General features: G+C 71.9%; 16 protein-coding genes and 2 pseudogenes. 7 read left to right on the top strand and 11 right to left on the bottom strand.

What is annotated here, in order from left to right:
• Window positions 1-120 precede the first annotated feature (120 nt).
• Window positions 121-1,179 carry a M12 family metallopeptidase gene (locus ACFYZZ_RS05825; RefSeq protein WP_389172112.1) on the top strand — a complete coding sequence of 353 codons (1,059 nt, stop codon included), beginning with the start codon at window positions 121-123 and terminating at the stop codon, window positions 1,177-1,179.
• Window positions 1,180-1,204: 25 nt separating this feature from the next.
• Here the strand turns inward: ACFYZZ_RS05825 and ACFYZZ_RS05820 are convergent.
• Both ACFYZZ_RS05820 and ACFYZZ_RS05815 read right to left on the bottom strand, forming a co-directional pair.
• Window positions 1,205-1,399, bottom strand: a pseudogene (locus tag ACFYZZ_RS05820) (NAD(+) synthase); the annotation flags it as partial.
• Between the two features lie 20 nt (window positions 1,400-1,419).
• On the bottom strand, window positions 1,420-2,352 hold the full coding sequence (locus tag ACFYZZ_RS05815) for an SMP-30/gluconolactonase/LRE family protein (protein ID WP_389172110.1): 933 nt from the start codon (window positions 2,350-2,352) through the stop codon (window positions 1,420-1,422).
• A 97-nt stretch (window positions 2,353-2,449) separates the two neighbouring features.
• On the opposite strand from ACFYZZ_RS05815, the gene ACFYZZ_RS05810 reads away from it, so the two are divergent.
• Both ACFYZZ_RS05810 and ACFYZZ_RS05805 read left to right on the top strand, forming a co-directional pair.
• Window positions 2,450-2,884, top strand: a complete 435-nt coding sequence (locus tag ACFYZZ_RS05810) for an Lrp/AsnC family transcriptional regulator (protein ID WP_389172108.1) — start codon at window positions 2,450-2,452, stop codon at window positions 2,882-2,884.
• 105 nt (window positions 2,885-2,989) lie between these two features.
• Window positions 2,990-4,342 (top strand): amidase, encoded by a 1,353-nt coding sequence (locus ACFYZZ_RS05805; protein WP_389172106.1) that lies wholly within the window; start codon window positions 2,990-2,992, stop codon window positions 4,340-4,342.
• On the opposite strand, the gene ACFYZZ_RS05800 is transcribed toward ACFYZZ_RS05805, so the two are convergent.
• Window positions 4,333-6,588: an MMPL family transporter gene (locus ACFYZZ_RS05800; RefSeq protein WP_389172105.1), complete on the bottom strand. Its 2,256-nt coding sequence runs from the start codon at window positions 6,586-6,588 to the stop codon at window positions 4,333-4,335. The genes ACFYZZ_RS05805 and ACFYZZ_RS05800 overlap by 10 nt on opposite strands.
• Before the next feature lie 175 nt (window positions 6,589-6,763).
• On the opposite strand from ACFYZZ_RS05800, the gene ACFYZZ_RS05795 reads away from it, so the two are divergent.
• Together ACFYZZ_RS05795 and ACFYZZ_RS05790 are read left to right on the top strand one after the other, a co-directional pair.
• The gene (locus ACFYZZ_RS05795; protein WP_389172104.1) at window positions 6,764-7,936 is read left to right on the top strand and encodes a sensor histidine kinase; all 1,173 of its coding nucleotides are present in this window, start codon (window positions 6,764-6,766) and stop codon (window positions 7,934-7,936) included.
• Window positions 7,911-8,573: a response regulator gene (locus tag ACFYZZ_RS05790; RefSeq protein WP_389172102.1), complete on the top strand. Its 663-nt coding sequence runs from the start codon at window positions 7,911-7,913 to the stop codon at window positions 8,571-8,573. Before ACFYZZ_RS05795 ends, ACFYZZ_RS05790 begins: the two co-directional genes overlap by 26 nt.
• Window positions 8,574-8,620: 47 nt before the next feature.
• Here the strand turns inward: ACFYZZ_RS05790 and ACFYZZ_RS05785 are convergent.
• A pseudogene (locus tag ACFYZZ_RS05785) lies at window positions 8,621-9,100 on the bottom strand (GNAT family N-acetyltransferase); the annotation flags it as partial.
• A gap of 57 nt (window positions 9,101-9,157) precedes the next feature.
• On the bottom strand, window positions 9,158-9,331 hold the full coding sequence (locus ACFYZZ_RS05780; protein WP_107407368.1) for a hypothetical protein: 174 nt from the start codon (window positions 9,329-9,331) through the stop codon (window positions 9,158-9,160).
• Window positions 9,332-9,737: 406 nt separating this feature from the next.
• Here ACFYZZ_RS05780 and ACFYZZ_RS05775 point away from each other — a divergent pair, with 406 nt between their 5' ends.
• A complete protein-coding gene (locus ACFYZZ_RS05775) occupies window positions 9,738-10,136 on the top strand; it encodes a hypothetical protein (protein WP_389172100.1) in 399 nt (132 codons plus the stop codon).
• A gap of 157 nt (window positions 10,137-10,293) precedes the next feature.
• Window positions 10,294-11,094, top strand: a complete 801-nt coding sequence (locus tag ACFYZZ_RS05770) for an SDR family oxidoreductase (protein ID WP_389172098.1) — start codon at window positions 10,294-10,296, stop codon at window positions 11,092-11,094.
• 162 nt (window positions 11,095-11,256) lie between these two features.
• Here ACFYZZ_RS05770 and ACFYZZ_RS05765 read toward each other — a convergent pair whose 3' ends face one another.
• From ACFYZZ_RS05765 to ACFYZZ_RS05740, 6 genes are all read right to left on the bottom strand, one after another.
• A complete protein-coding gene (locus ACFYZZ_RS05765; RefSeq protein WP_389172096.1) occupies window positions 11,257-12,750 on the bottom strand; it encodes an SDR family NAD(P)-dependent oxidoreductase in 1,494 nt (497 codons plus the stop codon).
• Between the two features lie 298 nt (window positions 12,751-13,048).
• On the bottom strand, window positions 13,049-14,380 hold the full coding sequence (locus ACFYZZ_RS05760; RefSeq protein WP_386576952.1) for a wax ester/triacylglycerol synthase family O-acyltransferase: 1,332 nt from the start codon (window positions 14,378-14,380) through the stop codon (window positions 13,049-13,051).
• Window positions 14,381-14,528: 148 nt separating this feature from the next.
• Window positions 14,529-16,850, bottom strand: a complete 2,322-nt coding sequence (locus tag ACFYZZ_RS05755) for a GH92 family glycosyl hydrolase (RefSeq protein ID WP_389172094.1) — start codon at window positions 16,848-16,850, stop codon at window positions 14,529-14,531.
• 191 nt (window positions 16,851-17,041) lie between these two features.
• The gene (glgC, locus tag ACFYZZ_RS05750; RefSeq protein WP_389172092.1) at window positions 17,042-18,262 is read right to left on the bottom strand and encodes a glucose-1-phosphate adenylyltransferase; all 1,221 of its coding nucleotides are present in this window, start codon (window positions 18,260-18,262) and stop codon (window positions 17,042-17,044) included.
• A 50-nt stretch (window positions 18,263-18,312) separates the two neighbouring features.
• Window positions 18,313-19,464 (bottom strand): glycogen synthase, encoded by a 1,152-nt coding sequence (glgA, locus tag ACFYZZ_RS05745; protein WP_389172090.1) that lies wholly within the window; start codon window positions 19,462-19,464, stop codon window positions 18,313-18,315.
• 40 nt (window positions 19,465-19,504) lie between these two features.
• On the bottom strand, window positions 19,505-20,272 hold the full coding sequence (locus tag ACFYZZ_RS05740) for a (2Fe-2S)-binding protein (RefSeq protein WP_389173631.1): 768 nt from the start codon (window positions 20,270-20,272) through the stop codon (window positions 19,505-19,507).
• Between the last annotated feature and the right edge of the window lie 12 nt (window positions 20,273-20,284).

The raw sequence follows: 20,284 nt of genomic DNA, 5'->3' as shown, positions 1-20,284 counted from the left end.
TAGCACCGTGGTGGCGATCGGAATCCTGCCGCCGTCCTCCTTCTCCGCCCGGCCGTCGGCCGACGGCTGGGTGCGCGTTCGCCCTCGTGGTGACAGACACGCACTTGAAGGGGAGCCGTCATGAACGCGCCGTCCGCGAGCGGGACGATCACGCCTCGCTACTGCGTCCAACCACCCCAGACCCAGCCCGTGTTGCGCCCGGACCTCAGCCCGGGCCGGTCGAGGGCGATCCTGCTGGTCCGCGCCAAGTGGATCAACGGCACGGTCCTGCACTACGCCTTCCTCGACCAGGGCGGTGACATCGGAGGCCCGGAGCAGCTGGAAGAGGTCCGGCGCGCCTTCCAGGCCTGGAAGCACCTCGGGATCGGGCTGGAGTTCGTGGAAGTGACCGATCCCACCGAGTCCGAGATCCGTATCGCGTTCCGGGAGCGCGACGGCTCCGCGTCGTACGTCGGCCGGGACAATCTACTCATCGGCACCAACGAAGCCACCATGACCTTCGGCTGGGACCTGACCACCCCCTACGGCAAGGCCACCGCGCTGCACGAGACCGGACACGCGATCGGCTTCGCCCACGAGCACCAGAACCCGTTCGCGGGCATCGAGTGGAACGAGGCGAAGGTCTACGAGGATCTCGGCAAACCGCCAAACAACTGGCCGCACGAGGTCACGTTCGAGAACATCCTGCGCAAGCTGTCGAAGGACGAGGTCACGGGCTCCGACTGGGATGTCCATTCCATCATGGAGTACAGCTTCGGACCCGGACTGATCGTGCGCCCCGAGGCCTACCGCAACGGCATCCCCGAGACACTGGGCCTGTCCGCGGTGGACAAGGAGCGCGTCCTGCAGTGGTACCCGCCGCTCGCCGCCCAGCCGGCCCGGCTCGAGGCGTTCCAGTCGACCCCGCTGCAGCTCGCCACCGGGGAACAGGCCGACTTCGAGATCGCTCCGACGGAGACCCGGAGCTACGAGATCGGCACGTTCGGCAACAGCGACGTCGTCCTGGCCCTGTTCGAGCGCGTCGACGGCGAGCTTCAGTTCGTCACCGCCGACGACGACAGCGGACAGGACCGCAACGGCCGCCTCACGGTCAAACTCCTCAAGGACCACAACTACGTGGCTCGGGCCCGCCTGTACTCCGCCTGGGGCAGCGGCTCGATCGCGCTCATGTACTGGTGAGCTGCGGCTCCTTCAGGCAGCGATGGGCGATCGTGCGCTGCCGGACCTTGACATCGCCGTGCACGAAGTCCCGGTGGTGCGCATCGCGGAAGACCAGGCCGCCGGCAGGCACCACCTCCAGCGCGGCATCGCCGGCGGGCTTCACGTCGACGGTCAGGACCCGGTCGGGCCGGATGAACTCCGGCGCCGGCCACGCATCCCGCTCGTCGGCGGTCACTCCCGGCTTCCGAGGGGGACGGGTCAGGACGCGCGGATCGCGGTCGGCAGCGGTGGTGTGCCGGTGACCGACATGACGAGGGAGTAGAGGGCGGTGTCGGCGGCGATGAACATGCGGTTCCGCTTGGCGCCGCCGAAGCGGATGTTGGCGACGGAGTCGGGGACCAGCAGGCGGCCGAGAAGCGTGCCGTCCGGGTCGTAGCAGTGCACACCGCCGTCCATGGCGGCGGCCCAGAGCCGGCCCGCGTCGTCGAAGCGGATGTTGTCGAAGTTGCCGATCCGGCACTCGGCGAAGACCTCGCCCCCGGCGAGGGTGCTGTCGTCCTGGACGTCGAAGACACGAACGTGGTTGGCCCTGCTGTCCGAGACGTACAGCCGGCGCTCGTCCGGCGAGAAGACGAGGCCGTTGGGCCCGCGGAAGCCGTCGGCGACCAGCCGTACCTCGCCGGTGCCCGGGTCGACGCGGTACACGTTGCAGGCGCCGATCTCGCTCTCGGCGCGGTGCCCCTCGTAGTCGCTGGTGATCCCGAAGTCAGGGTCGGAGAACCAGATCGACCCGTCGGACCGCACGGCGGCGTCGTTCGGGCTGTTGAGCTTCCTGCCCTGGAAGTGCTCGGCGATCACGGTGATCGAGCCGTCGTGCTCGGTGCGGGTGACGCGGCGGTTGCCCTGCTCGCAGGTGATGAGCCGGCCCTCGTTGTCCAGGGTGTTGCCGTTGGGGTGGCCGGCGGGTGAGCGGAAGACGCCGACCTTGCCGGTGGTCTCGTCCCAGCGCAGCAGGCGGTCGTTGGGGATGTCGCTCCACACCAGGTACCGCCCGGCCGGGACGTAGACGGGACCCTCGGCCCAGCGACTGCCCTCGAAGAGGGTCTCCAGCTTCGAGTCACCCGCCTGGCACCTGCCCGTACGGAACCGGTCATCGAGGATCTCGTACAACTGCGGTCGCTCGCCGGGCATGCCGTCACCTTCACCATCTGTCCGAATGTTGATCTGTCGAGTCAGAACTATGCAGAATGAGATTCGGCAGATCAAGCTCTTTACCGAAGGAGATACCGTGGACGACGTCGATCGGCAGTTGCTCGCCCTCCTCCAGGAGGACGCCACCAGGCCGTATACGGCGCTGGGCGAGGCCGTCGGACTGTCCGCGGGGGCCACCCACGAACGCGTGCGCAAGCTCCGGGATCGCGGGGTCATCCGCCGGACGGCCGCCGAGGTCGATCCCGCTGCCATCGGGCGGAACGTGCTCGCCTTCGTGATGGTGGACTCGACCCGGTGGGTGGGCGACTCCGGCGACCGGTTCGCCGCCATTCCGGAGATAGAGGAAGCACATGTGATCGCCGGAAGCGCCTCGGTCCTGGTCAAGGTCAGGACCTCCACCACGCAGCAACTCCAGGACGTGCTGCGCCGTATCTACGCGATCGAGGGAGTCAGCGGCACGCAGGCCACCGTGGTGCTCGAGACCTTCTTCGAGCGCCCTGTCACCCCGTGAGCCGCCACTGCACCGGCGGACTTCGCCCCCTCGACGTGCAGCCCCCGACCGTGCACAGTTCTCCCTACACGCTGATTGATACCGACGAGTATCCGAGGAGTGCCCGTGAGCAGCTGGGCCGGCCGGACCGCCGCCGAGATCGCCGCCGCCGTACGCGCGAAGGAGGTCACGCCACGGGAGGTGGTGGCGGAGCACCTCGCGCGAATCGAGCGGCTGGACGGCCGGATCGGGGCGTTCCGGAAGGTACGGGCCGAGGCCGCGCTCGCGGAGGCGGACGCGGTGGCGTCCCGTGCCGATCTGGCCGAACTGCCGCTCGCCGGTGTGCCGGTGGCGGTGAAGGACAACCTGGCGGTGCGCGGCGAGTCCCACCGCGACGGCTCGGCCGCGACCCCGGACACCCCGGCCGGCGAGGACCATGTGACGGTGGCCCGGCTGCGGGCGGCCGGTGCGGTGGTCGTGGGTCTGACGAACGTGCCCGAGCTGTGCGTCTTCGGCACCACCGAGGGCGTGTTCGGCATCGCCCGCAATCCGTGGGACACCTCCCGCAACGCGGGCGGCTCGTCCGGCGGCAGCGCGGCCGCGGTGGCGGCGGGCCTGGTGCCGATCGCGCTCGGCAATGACGGGATGGGCTCACTGCGCATCCCGGCGGCCAACTGCGGGCTGGTCACACTGAAGCCGGGGCACGGCGTGGTGCCGGCCGGGATCGGCAACGGCGACTGGTTCGGGATGTCGGAGAACGGTCCGCTGGCCACGACGGTCGAGGATGTGCGGCTGATGCTGTCGGTCCTCGCGGACGCCGAGTTCGTACGACGCGAGGGGCGGACACCGCTCAGGATCGCCGTCGCCCTGCGCAGCCCGCTCGCCGGGGTGAGCGTGAGCAAGCCGTATACGACCGCGGTGCGGCAGGCGGCCGGGGTGCTGGCCAAGGCCGGGCACCGGGTCCGGCGGGCCGAGCCGCCCTACCCGCTCTCCCTCAGCATCACTTCGCTCCAGCACTGGACGGCGGGTACGGCGGTGGACGCGGAGGGCCTCGACCCGGCGCGGCTGGCCCGGCGCACCCGGGTGCACGCGGCCGTGGGCCGCCGCTTCCTCGCCTCGGTCCGCACCGGCGACCAGCGCGAACGCCTCCGCGCCCGGCTGACCCCCTTCTTCACCGAGCACGACGTCCTGCTCACGCCGACTCTGGCCCGCCGCTCCCCCAAGGCCGCCCCCTGGCACAAGCGCGGCTGGCTGCGCAACATCGCGGCCAACTCCGCCTACTCCCCCTTCACCCCGCCCTGGAACCTGACGGGCTGGCCCGCGATGTCGATCCCCCTCGGCACCCTCCCCTCCGGCGCCCCCTGCGCCGTCCAACTGGTGGGCCGCCCGGGCACGGAGGAGGACCTGCTGATGCTGGCGGAGCAGCTGGAGAGCCTGCACCCGTGGCAGCGGACGGCACCCCTGGCGGATCAGGGGTAGCGGCGCCGGCATCCGTCGCGCAGCTCGGCCTCGGCAGCGCGGCCGCGGTCCAGCCACCGCGGCAGCCACCAGTTGGCCCGGCCGAGCAGCGTCATGGTGGCGGGCACCAGCACCATACGTACGAGTGTGGCGTCCACGAAGATCGCGGTGGCCAGGCCGAGCCCGAACATCTTGGTCGAGGGGTCCTCGGCGACGGCGAAGGACAGGAACACCGCCACCATGATGAGGGCGGCCGACGTGATGATCCGGGCGGTGCCCGAGACGCCCTGCACGATCGCCGTGTCGTTGTCGCCGGTGCGCAGGTACTCCTCGCGCACACGCGACAGGAGGAACACTTCGTAGTCCATCGACAGACCGAACAAAATGGCGAACAGGAACATCGGGATGAACGACACGATGGGCACCGTCGCTTCCAGCCCGATCAGTGTGCCTCCCCAGCCCCACTGGAACACCGCGACCATGACGCCGTAGGCCGCGCCGATGCTCAGCAGGTTCAGCAGCACCGCCTTGAGCGGTACGAGTATCGAGCGGAAGACCAGCATCAGCAGGAGGAACGACAGCGCCAGCACGGCGGCGACGAACACCGGCAGGCGTTCGCTGGTCCGTCGGCCCACATCGGACAGGCTCGCCGCGGCGCCGCCGACGTGGGCCCTGGCCGGGCCCCGCCCGACCGCGGTGGGTAGAACGCCGGTGCGCAGCCGGGCGACGGTGTCGGCCGTGGCCCGCTCCTGCGGGCCGGTGGTCGGGAACACCACGAGGGTGGCGATCCCCGTGGCCCGGTCTACCTGAGGCGGCGCGACGGACGCGATGCCCGGGTCCGCCGCGACCGCTGCGACGAGCCGGTCCAGCATCCCCGGATCACCGGCCGGGTCAGCGGCGATGACGAGCGGACCGTTGGTGCCCGGGCCGAACCCCTCGGCGACGAGGTCGTACGCGCGGCGTTCGGTGCGGCTGTGCGGCAGCGAGCCGTCGTCGGGCAGACCGACGCGCAGGCCGAGCACGGGCAGCGTCGCCGTCAGCAGCAGCCCGGCCGCAGCGACCGCGTACGGCACCGGGTGCCGGTTGACGTGCCCGATCCAGCGCTGCCAGCCGGACGCGGGCACACCGCCCGCCGCCGCGACCCGCCACCGTCCGGACTGCCCCGGCCGGATGAGCCGGCCCAGCCTCCGGGCCCGCAGGACCCGGCCGAACCGGCCTACCCGGGCCAGACGCGAGCCGGCTACGCCGAGGAAGGCCGGCAGCAGCGTCACGGACGCGACCACCATGACCAGGACGACGATCGAGACCGCGAACCCGCCCACCGTCATGAACGGCACGTTCGCGACCGCCATGCCGAGGATCGACACGACGACGGTGCTGCCGGCGAAGACCACGGGCCGCCCGGCCGTGGCCACCGCGCGCCCGGCCGCCTCGCGGGGATCGAGCCCGCTCGCGAGGTACTCCCGATGCCGGGCGAGCACGAACAGCGCGTAGTCGATGCCCACCCCGAGCCCCACCATGCTGCCCAGGACCGGTGCGAAGGTGGGGACCTCCGTCATCCCCGCGAGTACCGTCATCGTGGCGACCCCGACGGTCAGCCCGAAGACCGCCATGCCGATCGGCAGCGCGGCGGCGACGAGCGAGCCGAACGCCAGGAACAGGATCGCGGCCGCGGTGAGGATGCCGATCAGCTCGCCGGCGCCGCCGTCGGGGTCGGAGAAGACGTAGAAGAGGTTCCCGCCCATCTCGATGCGCAGGGGCAGCTCACCACGCAACCGGTCACCGAGGTCGACGAGGGCGTCGAGGTCCTTGGCCGACAGTCGGCTCTGGTCGGGGTACTGCACCCGCACGACCGCGATCCGCCCGTCGGCCGAGACCAGGCCGCCGCGCACGGCGGTGTCCCCGCCCAGGTCGAGCGCCCCCGCCGGGTCGCTCGTGTCGAGCACGTGCGGCAGTCGGCTCACCTCGGCCCGCAGCCGCGCGAGGGCGGTGCGCGCGCTGCCGTTGTCGAAGAACGTCGCCCCGCGGTCGAGGGGCGTGACGACCACCTGGGCGGTCATCCCGTCCTGGCCGGTGCCGGCCCGCTCGATCAACTCCGCGGCGCGTTGGGAGTCCAGTCCCGGAGCGGTCATCGAGTCCGCGGTCCGCCCGCCGACGGCGATCGCGGCGACGACGGCGAGCGCCGCAGCGAGCAGCCATGCCGCGATCACCCGCCACGGATGAAGGGCGGAGCCTGCGCCCAGACGGGAGAGGGTTTTCGAGAGCATCGGGTCCTCCAACGACCTTGCCGGCCGCCTCCGTACGGCCGCCGATGCCGAGGTTCGCCGCCGCGGCGCTCCGGGACATCGGCTCGCGAGCCGCGGATCCGTCCGCCCCGGGACGGAGTTACGCCCCATCCTTTCGGCCGATGCGCGCCGCGGCGCGCTCCCTAGGCTGAGAACCGTGCTGCGAGACGACGTGCGAACCCTGTGGAGCGAACCACGGCCGCCCGACCCGCCTGCCCGGGTGTGGCGGGACTGGGCGCTGCTCGCCGCCGGCCTGGGCGGTGTGGTGCTGGAGGCCACGCTGCGGGAGGACGTCGTGTGGCGTCCCGTGGCCGTCGTGTTCGCCGTCTGGCTGTGCGTACTGCCCCTGTGGCGCCGGACCCGCCCGCTGGCGACGGTCGCGCTCGCGTTCGCCGCGATGGTCGCGCTCCAGGTGGCCTCGCTGGTGGCCGCCCCGCGGGAGCCGGTCGGCCTGTACACCGGTCTGATCGTGCTCGTGCTGGTGTACGCGCTGCCCCGGTGGGGATCGGGACGGGAGATCGTGCTGGGCGGCGCGGTGATCCTCGCGGGCTTCGCGGTGTGCGCCGTCACGGACGAAACCCCGGCCGTCGACCAGGTCGTGGGCTTCGCCTTCCTGCTCCTGCCCGGGGTGATCGGGGCGTCCATACGGTTCCGGGCGACCGCTCGCGAGCGGCAACTGGAGCAGGTACGCTCCCGCGAGCGCGAGCGACTCGCCCGGGAACTGCACGACACGGTGGCCCACCACGTCTCGGCCATGGTGATCCGCGCCCAGGCCGGCCGAGTGGTCGCGGGCACGGACCCGGCCGCTGCCGTGGAGGCACTGGAGGGGGTCGAGGAGGAGGGGGCGCGCACGCTGGAGGAAATGCGAGCCATGGTCGCCGCGTTGCGCGACGGCGGGGCAGGCGCCGAGCTGAAGCCGCCGGCCGGTGTCGCCGACCTGGAGCGTCTGGTGCGCGCCCCGGGTTCCCGGCTCCGGGTCGACCTGGGCCTCGAGGGCGACTTGGACGCGCTGCCCCCGGCCGTGGACGCGGCCGTCTACCGCGTCGTGCAGGAGTCGGTGACCAACGCCATGCGGCATGCGGTGGGCGCGACCGAGGTCGTCGTCCGGGTCACCGCGGAGCCGCACCAGGTACGGGTGAGTGTGCGGGACGACGGCGGGCGGGTCGGCCGGGGCCGCGACGGCTACGGCCTTGCCGGGCTGCGTGAGCGCGCCGCCCTGCTCGGCGGGCGGTTGCGGGCCGGCCCCGGCGCCGACCAGGGCTGGCAGGTCGAAGCCGAACTGCCACGGGGAAGGGCGGACAGCGGTGTCCATCCGCGTTCTCGTCGCTGACGACCAGGCGATCATCCGTACCGGGCTGCGGATCATGCTGAACGCCCAGCCCGGCATCGAGGTGGTCGGCGAGGCGGCCGACGGGGAGGAGGCGGTGGGCCTGGCCCGCGACCTGCGACCCGACGTCTGCCTGTTCGACATCCGGATGCCCCTGCTCGACGGGCTGGAGGCCACCAGGAGGGTGGCAGGTCCCGGCGTCGCCGACCCTCTGGTCGTGGTCGTGATCACCACGTTCGATCTCGACGAGTACGTCTACGGCGCCCTGCGCGCGGGGGCCCGCGGATTCCTGCTCAAGGACACCGGGCCGGAGCTGCTGGCCCAGGCCGTACGCTCGGCCGCCGACGGCGAGGCTCTCATCGCGCCGAGCGTCACCGTGCGGCTGCTGCGGGCGTTCGCGGACCTGCCGGCCGGACGGCCCGCCGCCCAGCCGATCTCCCCGGTGACCGCCCGCGAGGAGGAGGTGCTCATCGCCGTCGCCCGAGGGCTGACCAACACCGAGATCGCCGACGCCCTGCGCATCAGCCTGAGCACGGTCAAGACGCACCTGGCGAGCCTGATGGCCAAGCTCGGCGCCCGCAACCGGGTCGAGATCGCGATGTGGGCCTATGAGACCCGCCGGATCATCCCGGGAACCTGAGGCCGCACCACGGCACTTGTGCCGGACCCCGGCTCGGAGTTCTGGTCGAGCGCCTTGTACATGATGTGCAGCCCCACCCTGCCCCGGCGGGGGTGGTCGAACGCCTGCGGGATCGTGGCGAGGACGGTGAAGCCGAGGGACTGCCACAGGCCGACCGCGGGGTTCGTCTCCACCACGGCGTTGAAGACCATCGCGTGGTAGCCGTGGGCCTTCGCCTCGGTCAGGACGTGTTCGGCAAGGGCTCGGCCGATGCCCTGGCCGGTGTGGTCGGGGTCGACCATGAAGCCCGCGTTGGCGACGCCCGCGGCGGGGCCGCCGTAGTTCGGGGTGAGGTAGGCCGAGCCGACCACGGCGCCGGTGGGGTCCTCGGCCACGTAGACGCGCTTGGCCGGGCTCATCCACAGGGCGCGGGCCGCCTGCTCGGAGGTGTCGGGATCCCAGGCGTAGGTCTCGGCGGCGGCGACGATCCGGTGCCAGAAAGGCCAGATGTGCGGCCAGTCCTCGGCCGCGGCTTCTCTGATCAGCATGGGCGTGAGTCTGCCACGCCCATGCGTGCGGCGATCGCGGCGAACCGGCCCGGAGGGTCAGTCGACGCTGGGCAGGATGTGGGGTTCGGCGAGGTCGTCCTCGTAACCCGCGAGGCGGATCGGGGCGGAGCGGGCCCACACGTCGAGGCTGCCCAGTTCTCCGGGCCGCCGGCGGCCGCGCTCCGTGCGTTCCTTGGGGCGTTCGTCGCGATTCGTCTTCTCCGGTGTCACCGCGCACTCCTTATGTGTCGGGTCACCCTCGGGGCATACCGGACAGCTTGCGCTCCGATGCTCGTCGCCCGCTCGGGTCTGAATGGAAGGCCAGTCGGACGCGGTGGCGCCGGTTCGGACCAGGGGTGTGGGTGGGACCCCGTATTGCTGTCCATGCCCTCCAGGTTAACCAAATGAGCGGGGGTCCGCTCGATAGGGAGTGCAAACAAGGTGTAACTATCGGAAGTCGATTGCCCTCCAATGCCCCTCAATATGCCGCTATTTGTCACATCTCGCATCACCCGCCCACCGTGGGATTCACCCACTCGGCGGACATGCGGCGCAGTTCAGGTGCCGTTGGCCGGGTCGCAAGGTCGCCATGATCTGCTGGCGGAGGGCAACGGCCGTCTCCCGGAAGGACTGACGCATGGAGCTGCGCAGCGTCGAGGAGCTGATGGATCTGCTGTACGCCGGCCGGCACCAGCACGCGCTGCGAACCGCCGCGCTGCTGCGCCGCAGCCGCCCTGCCGACAAGGAGCTCCAGGTGGCGGGGCTGGTGCACGGCATCGGACCGGTGCCGAGCCCGGGCGACGAGGCCGGGCGGGCCCGCGGCGCGGCCGCCGCGGTGCGCCCGCTGCTCGGCGAGCGGGTGTTCCGCCTGGTTCGCGGGTACTCCCACCCCACCGGACCCGCCGACGACGATCTGCTGCGGCTGCGCCAGGCCGCCGAGGAGGGCCGCACCGCGGGCTTCGACGCCGGGGTGCTTGAGGACTGGCGCACCGTACTGGAGCTGGTCGCGGCCCGGCATTCACGGCTCGACGCGTAAGCGCTCCGCTGTGGGGGCCATGATGGGCCGTCGGTTGTCTGCAGCACCGTCGTGGCTGGTCGCGCCCACGCTGCGGAGCCGCACATCGACACAGCCCCGCGCCCCTTCGGGCGCGCAACCCCTGGTTTCTGACGGTCCGTCATGAGACGGTACGGCGATGACCTCGTCGTACGGGCTCAGGGGCAGGGCGGCAGTCGTCACCGGCGGGACGCGTGGGATCGGGCGTGCCGTCGCCGAGGCCCTCGCCGCGGCCGGTGCGCTGGTCTGCGTGACCGCGCGGGACGCGGCCGAGGTGCGGCGCACGGCCGCCGAGCTGGGCGGGATCGGGCTGGCCGGGAGCGTGGCCGATGCGGGGCATCCCGAGGAGCTGACGGATCTCGCGCTGCGCGAGTTCGGGCGGCTGGACGTCCTCGTCAACAACGCGGCGACCAACCGGCCGTACGGGCCGCTGATGGAAGCCGGAGCGGCGGCCTGGCGGGAGGCGTTCGCGGTCAACGTCGAGGCGCCGCTGCGGCTGGTGCAGTGCGCCTGGCGCGGGTGGATGCGGGAGCACGGCGGAGCCGTCGTCAACGTGTGCACGGAGGGTGCCGGGCATGTGGGGCCGCACGTCGGCGCCTACGGCACCACCAAGGCGGCCCTGCTGCATCTCACCCGGCAGCTCGCGGGCGAACTCGCGCCCCGGGTACGGGTCAACTCGGTCTCCCCCGGGCTCGTCCGCACCGAGATGGCGCGGTTCGTGTGGGAGCCGGGCGAGGCGGAGGTGGCCGCGGGGCTGCCGCTCGGGCGGATCGGGGAGCCTGAGGACGTGGCACGGGCCGTGGTGTGGCTGGTCTCGGACGCGGCCGACTGGATCACGGGCGCCGATCTGCTGGTGGACGGCGGGACGCGGGTGCGGGCCGCTTCCGGGGCAGGGGTGTACGCCGTGCACGAACGCCTGCGCCGGGTGCCCGAGGTCTAGACGGCGACGCGAGCCGGCCCCCGAAGGGCCACAGGCCCTCTGGGGCCTGCAAGGGGAGTTCAACCACGAAGAACGCGTCGCCTGCGCACCGGGCACCCCGGCACGACTCTTGGAGGCTAGATCATCGGCGGCCCGACGGGCCACCGGTTTCCCGCCCCCGGTTCACCACTTGCCGGGCAGGTAGTCCTTCAGGAAGACGCCGTACACGTCCTCGCCCTGCTCGCCGCGCACGACAGGGTCGTAGACGCGGGCCGCGCCGTCCACCAGGTCGAGCGGCGCGTGGAAGCCGGCCTCCGCCAGGCGCAGCTTGTCGTAGTGGGGACGCTCGTCGGTGATCCAGCCGGTGTCGACGGAGGTCATGAGGATGCCGTCGGTCTCGAACATCTCCTGGGCGCTGGTCCGCGTGACCATGTTCATGGCGGCCTTCGCGGCGTTGGTGTTCGGGTGTCCGGCGCCCTTGTAGCCGCGGCCGAAGACGCCTTCCATCGCCGAGACGTTGACGACGTAGGAACGGCCACTGGTGGCCTTCTTCGCGGCGTCCGCCATCGCCGGGCGCAGGGCGCTGATCAGGATGAACGGCGACGTGTAGTTGCACAGCTGGGTCTCCAGCAGCTCGACCGGCGAGATCTGGTCGATGGTCTGCACCCAGGTGTTGGTGTCGACGACGTCGGGGACGAGACCGCCCGCGTCGATGGCGGTGCCGTCGAGGTGCCGGGCGACGCTGGCGTTGCCCGCGACCAGCGCGAGGTCGGCGACCTTCTGCGCGTCCAAGCCGCTGGTGCCGAGGGGCAGTGCGGCGATGCCGTCCACGGCGCCGGAGTTGAAGGCGCCGATGACGTGGTGGGCGGGCAGCTCACCGGCGGGCAGCGGGGCGCTCTCGCCCTCGACCAGGGCGGCGTACGCGGTGGGCAGGCGGCGTACGGTCTGCGTCGCGTTGTTGATCAGGATGTCGAGCGGACCCGCCTCGGCGACCCGCTCGGCCAGGGCCACGGCCTGCGCCGGGTCGCGCAGGTCGATGCCGACGACCTCCAGCCGGTGCATCCAGTCCGCCGAGTCCTCCATCGCCTTGAACCGGCGGATGGCGTCCTTGGGGAAGCGCGTGGTGATGGTCGTGTGCGCGCCGTCGCGCAGCAGGCGCAGCGCGATGTACATGCCGATCTTGGCGCGGCCGCCGGTGAGCAGGGCGCGCTTGCCGGCCAGGTCGGCGCGGGCGTCGCGCTTGGTCCGGTTCAGACCCGCGCAGTCCGGACAGAGCTGGTGGTAGAAGTAGTCGACTTCCACGTACCGCGTCTTGCAGGTGTAGCAGGAGCGCGGGCGCTGGAGTATCCCGGCGATCTTCCCGGCCTCGGTGACCGACGACGGCAGGATGCCCTCGGTCTCGTCGTCGATGCGCTGGGCCGAGCCGGTCGCAGTGGCCTCGGTGACCGCCTTGTCGTGGGCGGTCTTGGCAGCGCGGCGCTCCTGGCGGCGGCGCTGCTTGACCGTGCGGTAGATGCCGGCCGTGGCCCGGCGCACCGTGATGGCGTCGGGGTGGTCGACCTCCAGCTTGTCGAGCTCCTCGAGCACGCTGAGGCAGACGGCCAGCCGCTCGGGGTCGATGCCGGGGCCGTACTCGACCTCGTCCATGGCCGTCGGGCCGTCCTCTGTCACCGTCATCGCGCTGCCGCTTCCCTGATCACCCGCGCAGCGCTCCGACTCGCGCCCGCTTTCGAACGGGGAATTTTACGGAGCACGGGGCCCACCCGCCAAACCGCTCCCGCACACCGGGCTTCACCGAGCCCGAGGACCACACCACAACGGCCCCATCGGCCCCATTCGATCACACAGACCACAGCGGACCCGTCAGCCGCCGACGGCGCATCCGCCCCACCGGGGCCACCCGCACCACCCGGCGACGAAAGCCGCAGGGGTGGTACGGGTGGGAAACCGGGCCCGGCCGAAGACCGGGCGGTGTTCAGGCCTCGCAGACGGACAGCAGCATCTCCACCTCGTCCGAAACCGCCCGCGCGAACACATCGAGGTCCGGCACGGCCCGCGCGTCGGCGACGAGCCCGTAGTGCACGCGGCCGCGATACGTGGAGATCGCGACCGCCAGGGACTGACCGGGGGCGAGCGGGGCGAAGGGGTAGACCTCGGCGAGCTGGTTCCCGCCGAGCTTCAGCCCGAGCCCGGGCAGCGGCACGCTGGTGACGAGGATGTCGAACCAGAGCCGCGCGGCCTGGCCGACCAGCGGCCCGCCGAGCCGGTGTCCGAGTGCGGGCACATGGTCGGCGAGCAGGGCGACGGCCCCGGCGCCCCGGTTGGGACCCGCGTCCTTGTTGCGGACCATCGCCGTACGCACGGTGTCGAGCCGGCGGAGCGGATCGGGGTCGTCCACCGGAAGCCGTATCAGGTACCCGGAGAGCCGGTTGCCCTGTGGGTGGGCGGCGCGCGGGCGGCGCCGGGAGACGGGGATGAGGGCGCGGGGCGCGACGCCCTCGCTGCCGTCGCCGCGTTCGTCCAGCCAGCGGCGCAGCGCGCCGGCGACGACGGCGATGAGGACGTCGTTGACGGTTCCGCCGGCACTCTTGCGGACCCGGTGGACGTCGTCGATGTCCAGGACGACCCCGGCCGTGCGACGGGTACCGCTGGGCGCGGAGGTCAGCGCGGACGAGGGGCGCATGCCCAGGGTCGAGCGGGCCAGGGAGGCGCCGATGTCGAGGGCTCGGCCCACGTCGGAGAGGGTGCCCTTGACCAGTTCGGGGACGAGTCCGGGCAGCCGGCGCACGTCGGAGAGCAGGTTGCGCGGCGGCTCGATGGCGCGGGGGCCGCGCTCGGGCAGGTCGACCGGGTCCAGGACGCCGGCCGCGAGCTTGAGCGCGCGCAGTCCGTCGGCGAGGGCGTGGTGGAACTTGAACAGCACGGCGAAGGAGACGCCGTCCTCGCCGGGCAGGACGTGCGCCTCCCACGGCGGCCGGCCGCGCTCCAGCGGCCGTTCCATCAGCCGTCCCGCGGCCTCCTGGAAGTCGGCAGTCGGGGCGTGCAGCCGTACGTGGTTGAGCGGGTCGAAGTCCGGATCGGTCTCCCGGGCGGCGCCGCCGAAGGCGAGGGGCTGCCAGATGTCCCGGATGCGCATGCGCAGACCGGGCACGGCGGCGGCGCGCGCGGCGAGCAGGTCGGCGGCGTGGGCTCCGGCGGTGGGCGAGTGTGCGGTGAACACGCCGAGTGCGCCGAGGTGCATCGGGTGCCGTTCGGACTCCATGTTCCAGAAGGCCAGGTCGAGGGGAGCAAGCAGGTCGGAAGTCAAGGGCTTGCCTCGCACGTCGTCGACGGTTGGATATATGCAGTCAATCCCCGACCCTCGATTACGGTCAAGTACGATCAGGCTACGCTCAGTTAACAGCAGATTAAGTCCCGCCCCTGCGAGAGGGGCGGGACTCAGGAGACTCCTGAGGTCACTTCAGCACCGGTGGTGCCGCCTGGGGTGACGTACCCCACTCGGACGGGCGCGGGCCGACCGTGAACGCGAGGGAGCGCGTGGAGCGCAGCGCGTCGGTCGTCAGATAGGTCCGCGTGTGGGGCGTCCCGTCCGCGCGGACGGCCTGGACGTAGCGGTCGCTCGCCGAGGTGCCGGGCGCGGTGACCGTCAGCCGGCCGCCGGGCCAGAAGCGGCGGTCCAGGGTGAGGTCGACGCGGTCGAAGACCGGGGTGGACAGGCCCCAGGTGTCGTAGCCGGGCTGGATCGGGAAGAGCCCGATCGAGGACAGCACGTTCCAGGCGGACATGGTGCCGAGGTCGTCGTTTCCGGTCATGCCGGTGGGTCCGTCGGTGAAGAGGGTCAGCGCCGCGTGGACGACGTCCGTGGTCTTCCAGGGCTGCCCGGTGGCCAGGTAGGTGTAGGGCGCGATGAGGTCGGGCTCGTTCATCGGGTTGTACTTGTCGGCGTTGTAGTAGTTGTACGCGTCCCCGTGCACCCACACCTCGCGGGCGGTCCTCCCGGGGTCGGCCAGCAGCCGGTCGTAGGCGAAGAAGGAGTCCAGGCGGTCGTTGGCCGCACGCTCGCCGCCGATGAGTCCGATCATGCCGGGCAGGTCCTGCGGGACGAGCCACTGGTACTGCCAGGCGGTGCCCTCGTGGAAGCCGATGCCGCGGGCCGGGTCGGCCGAGCCCGTGAAGGCGCCGACGGCGTCCCGGGCGCGGAAGAAGCCGATGGAGGGGTCGAAGACGGTCCGGTAGTTCTGCGCCCGGGCGGCGTAGCGGGCCGCGTCGCGGGTGTGGCCGAGGCCGCGGGCCATCTGGGCGAGCACGGCGTCGGCGAGGGCGTACTCCAGGGTGACGGAGGCGCCGTGGTGGTAGTCGGAGTCGCCCATCTTGGCGAGTGGGTGGCTCTTGTCGTAGGGCGCGAAGCCGTGCGCGATGTACTCGGCGTTGGCCTCCCGGCCGATGCCCGGGTAGCCGGTGGGCGGCACCCCGTCGGCGTTCTTCCGCAGCGCCCGGTAGGCGCGTTCCTCGAACCCCTTGAGCAGGCCCATCTGGTAGGCGGTGGTGAGGAACGGGGTGACGGGGTCGCCGCTCATGGTGTTCGTCTCGACCGGGCCGTAGCCCCACTTGGGCAGCCAGCCGCCGTCCTCGTCGACCTTCACCACCGACCGGGCCATGTCGCGCGCCTCGCGGGGCGCGAGCAGGGCGAGGAGCTGGGCCTGGGTGCGGTAGGTGTCCCACAGCGACCAGTTCTGGTAGTACGTGAACCGCTCCGCCCGGTGGACACGGCGGTCCCAGCCGGTGTAGCGGCCGTCCGCGTCGCTGCCGATGTTGGGCGCGAGGAACGAGCGGTACAGCGACGAGTAGAAGGTGCGGCGCAGGATCGGGTCGCCGCCCTCGACACGGACCGTGGCGAGCCGCCGCTCCCACGCCTCGCGGGCCCGGTCCCGTACGGCGTCGAAGGACCGGCCGCCCTCGGCGCGCAGGTTGACGGCGGCGCCGCGCGCGTCGACGTACGACAGGGCGGTGGTCGCCTCGACGGTACGGTCCTTCGTCGCGTCGAAGCGGACGTAGGCGCCGCCGCCTCCGGTGCGGGCGCCCGGGGTGACCGTGGCGCCGTCCCAGGTGCCGTACGCCGTGAAGGGCCGGCTGAAGCGGGTGATCGTGTAGACGGTGTAGGGGCCGGTGTCACGGCAGAAGCCGTGGCCGGTGATCGCGGTGCGCACGGTGTGGTCGTCGAGGATCTCGACCGTGCTGCCGACCGGCTTGTGCAGCGACTGACGCGCGTTCAGCAGGACGTTGGCCTTGTCGGTGGCCGGGAAGGTGAAGCGCTGCACTCCGGTGCGCCTGCTCGCAGTCAGCTCGGCGCGGATGCCGGAGCCGAGGCCGACGCGGTAGTAGCCGGGGCTCGCCTCCTCGTCGGCGTGCGAGAAGCCCGCCGCGTACTTGGCGTAGTCCGTCTGCGTGACCTCGCCCGTGGTGGGCAGCACAGGCAGGTCGCCGCCGATCCGGCAGCCGACGCCCGAGAGGTGGACCAGCGAGAAGCCGCGGACGGTGCGCTGCGTGTAGTCGTAGCCGGTGCTGTGCCCGGTGTCCGGGGAGAGCTGCACCATGCCGAAGGGCACGGCCGCGCCGGGGAAGGTGTTGCCCTCGTTCTGGCTCCCGATGAAGGGGTTGACCAGGTCGGTGAGGTGGCCGTCGGTCCGCTCGGCGGCCCGTGCGGCGGGGGTGGCGATCAGCGTGGACGCTGCCAGCACCCCGGCCAGGCACAGCCGCGTGCGCCGGGTCCCTCTCATGTCGGATGACCTCCGATGGTTCGACATCGTTGCCTGCATCGTGAAGGCCGAACGAGGCGAACCCCGGCATTCCGGGAGGGTGATGACAAACGCGTCGCGGTCGGAAGCGGTCTGACGGTGCGTCCGCCAGGAGGGCAGGAGGGCAGGAGATCAGCGGCCAGGAGATCAGGAGGTCGAGGGGGCAGGGGATCTCAGGAGACCCGCTGCCCCTTCCCCAGGGCGATCACCCCGCCCTTGGAGACGGTGTACAGCTCGGCGTCCCGCTCCGGGTTGACGCCGATCGTCGCGCCGGGCGGCACCTCGACGTTCTTGTCCAGGACGGCACCGCGGACGACCGCACCCCGGCCGATGTGCACGTTGTCGTGCAGCACCGAGCCCTGCACGACCGCGCCCGGGTCGACCCGGACCCCCGGCGACAGCACGGACCGGGTGACCTGACCGCGGATCAGGCAGCCCGCGCTGATGATGGACTCGCTCGCCATGCCGCCCGCGTTGAAGCGGGCCGGGGAGAGCTGGTTGGAGTGGGTGTAGACGGGCCACTGCCGGTTGTAGAGGTTGAAGGCGGGCCGCTCGGCGATCAGGTCCATGTGGGCCTCGTAGTAGGCGTCCAGGGTGCCTACGTCCCGCCAGTAGCCCTGGTCGCGGCTGGTCTCCCCGGGCACGTGGTTGGCGCTGAAGTCGTAGAGCTGTGCCTCGCCGCGGCCGGTGAGCTGGGGCAGGATCGAGCCGCCCATGTCGTGCACCGACTGGCTGTCCTCGGCGTCGCGTTGCAGCGCCTCGATGAGGGCCTTGGTGGAGAAGACGTAGTTGCCCATCGAGGCGAACACGCACTCGGGGTCGTCCGCCAGACCGGGCGGGTCGGCGGGCTTCTCCAGGAAGCGCTCGACACCGATGCCGTCCGAGCCCGGCGTGATCACCCCGAAGGAGGAGGACTCCGAGCGCGGCACCCGGATGCCGGCCACCGTCACGCCCGCGCCGCCCTCGATGTGCTGCTGCAGCATCTGCCGCGGGTCCATGCGGTAGACGTGGTCGGCGCCGAACACGGCCACGCACTCGGGCTGTTCGTCGTGGACGAGGTTCAGCGACTGCAGGATCGCGTCGGCGCTGCCCAGGTACCAGCGCGGGCCGAGGCGCTGCTGGGCCGGGACCGGGGTGACGTAGTTGCCGAGCAGGCTGGACATCCGCCAGGTGGTGGTGATGTGCCGGTCCAGGGAGTGGGACTTGTACTGGGTCAGCACGCAGATGCGCAGGACGTCGGCGTTGACGAGGTTGGACAGGACGAAGTCGACGAGCCGGTAGGTGCCGCCGAAGGTGACGGCTGGTTTGGCGCGGTCCGCGGTGAGCGGCATCAGGCGCTTGCCCGCTCCGCCCGCCAGAACGATTCCGAGAACCGAAGGTCCACCACGACGCATGGCCGCTCCCCTCACCCTGGTTGAACCATGGCTGCCCCGAACAGACCGGACTAGGCCTGTTTGAGGATCTCCTCGTACAGCCCGGCGGTGCGCCGGGCCACCGCGTCCCAGCCGAACTCGCCCACCACACGCTCCCGTCCGGCCTCGCCCATCCTTCGGGCCGTCTCCCGGTCGCCGAGGACGGCGTCCAGTGCATGGGCGAGGCCCGCCTCGAAATCGTCGTCCACGTCGACGAGGAGGCCCGTGCGACCGTCCGCGACGACCTCGGGGATGCCGCCGACCCGGGAGGCCACCACGGGCGTGCCGCACGCCATGGCCTCCAGGTTGACGATGCCGAGGGGTTCGTACACCGACGGGCAGACGAACACGGCGGCGTGCGTGAGCAGTTGGATCACATCCGTGCGCGGCAGCATCTGCGGGATCCAGAACACGCCCTCGCGGACCCGGCTCAGCTCCTCGTGCAGATCCCGGAACTCGCGGTCGATCTCCGGGGTGTCGGGTGCTCCCGCGCACAGCACGACCTGTGCGCGCGGGTCGATGTCCCGTACCGCGCGCAGCAGATGGGGCACGCCCTTCTGGCGGGTGATCCGGCCGACGAACAGGACGTAGGGGCGGGCGGGGTCGAGGCCGGTGCGGGTGAGGGCGTCGGTGCCCCGGTTCGGCCGGTAGAGCGTCGTGTCGATGCCGTTGTGCACGACGTGGACCTTCGCCGGGTCCAGCGTCGGATAGCAGGCGAGGATGTCCTCCCGCATGGCTCCCGACACGGCGATCACCGCGTCCGCGGCCTCGACCGCGGTGCACTCGGCCCAGCTCGACAGGGCGTATCCGCCGCCCAGTTGCTCGGCCTTCCAGGGGCGCAGGGGCTCCAGCGAGTGGGCGGTCATCACGTGCGGGATGCCGTGCAGGAGCTTGGCGAGGTGGCCGGCGAGATTGGCGTACCAGGTGTGGGAGTGGACGAGCTCGCGGCTTTCGAGGGCGGCGGCGATGGAGAGGTCCACGGAGAAGGTGCGCAGCGCGTCGTTGGAGCCGTCGAGGACGGTCCAGGGGCGGTGGCGTACGACACCGACGCCGCGCCCCTCGCCCCAGCAGTGCACCTCCAGGTCCACCAGGGAGGTCAACTCGCGGGCGAGGAACTCCACATGGACGCCGGCGCCGCCGTACACGTCCGGAGGGTACTCCCGGGTCAGCAGTCCCACACGCACCCGACAACCCCCTTGCCACGGCGGCACGTTCCCTTCATGGTCACCCAGAAGCGGCGTCCGGGGAAGAGCGCGGCGGGCGGGTGAAGCAGCAGTCGCCGCAGACTCCGCCGCCGGGGACTCGGTAGTACAGGCAGCAGCTGCGGCGGCGGAAGGCCGTGCCGCTGCGGGTGCCGGTGGTGCGCAGGAGGGGGTGGGCGAAGAGTTCGCCGGTGAGGCGGCGGGCCCGGTCCGCCACCTCGGTACGACCCCTCGCGCGGGCCCAGCGGTCCAGTTCGCGGGCGGCTCCGGCGAGCGCCGAGGCGGCGTTGCCCCACAGCAGGCCGGCGGCGACACCGTAGCGGGACCTCAGGGTCTCCCCTAGGGGTTCGAGATGGCCGTGCAGCACGGTGTCCGCGAGCGTCGCCGCGTCCCCGGGCAGCGGGCGCACCTCGGTCAGCCACAGGTCGTCCGGGGCGGTGGCGGCGGCGTCCCAGCGCAGCAGGCGCGGGTCGAGGTCGGGCAGGAGGCCGTACAGGGCCGCACAGGCCAGGGCCGGGGACCACAGGCGGGCGGCGAGTCCCTGCTGGCTGATGGAGGCGGCGACCCGCGGCTCGGTCGTGCGCAGGCGCTGCCCCACTGTCTCGACACGGAAAGTCAGCTGATTTCCATAGACATCCGATGGCCCCGAAACATCCGATGGCCCCGCTTCATAGGTCTCCGCGAGCGCCGGCAGGGGCTCGGAAGCCGGCTCCGGCATCGCTCCGACGGTGCGGAGGACGAAGAAGCCGCCGAGCGGGCGGAGGGCGGCGAGTTCGGGGTCGAGGTCCACGAGGAGCACTAG

It is taken from the genome of Streptomyces sp. NPDC001816, assembly GCF_042892235.1.
Classification (GTDB): Bacteria; Actinomycetota; Actinomycetes; order Streptomycetales; family Streptomycetaceae; genus Streptomyces.
The sequence above is the reverse complement of the archived record's forward strand: the minus strand, read 5'-3'. Positions and strand labels throughout refer to the sequence as shown.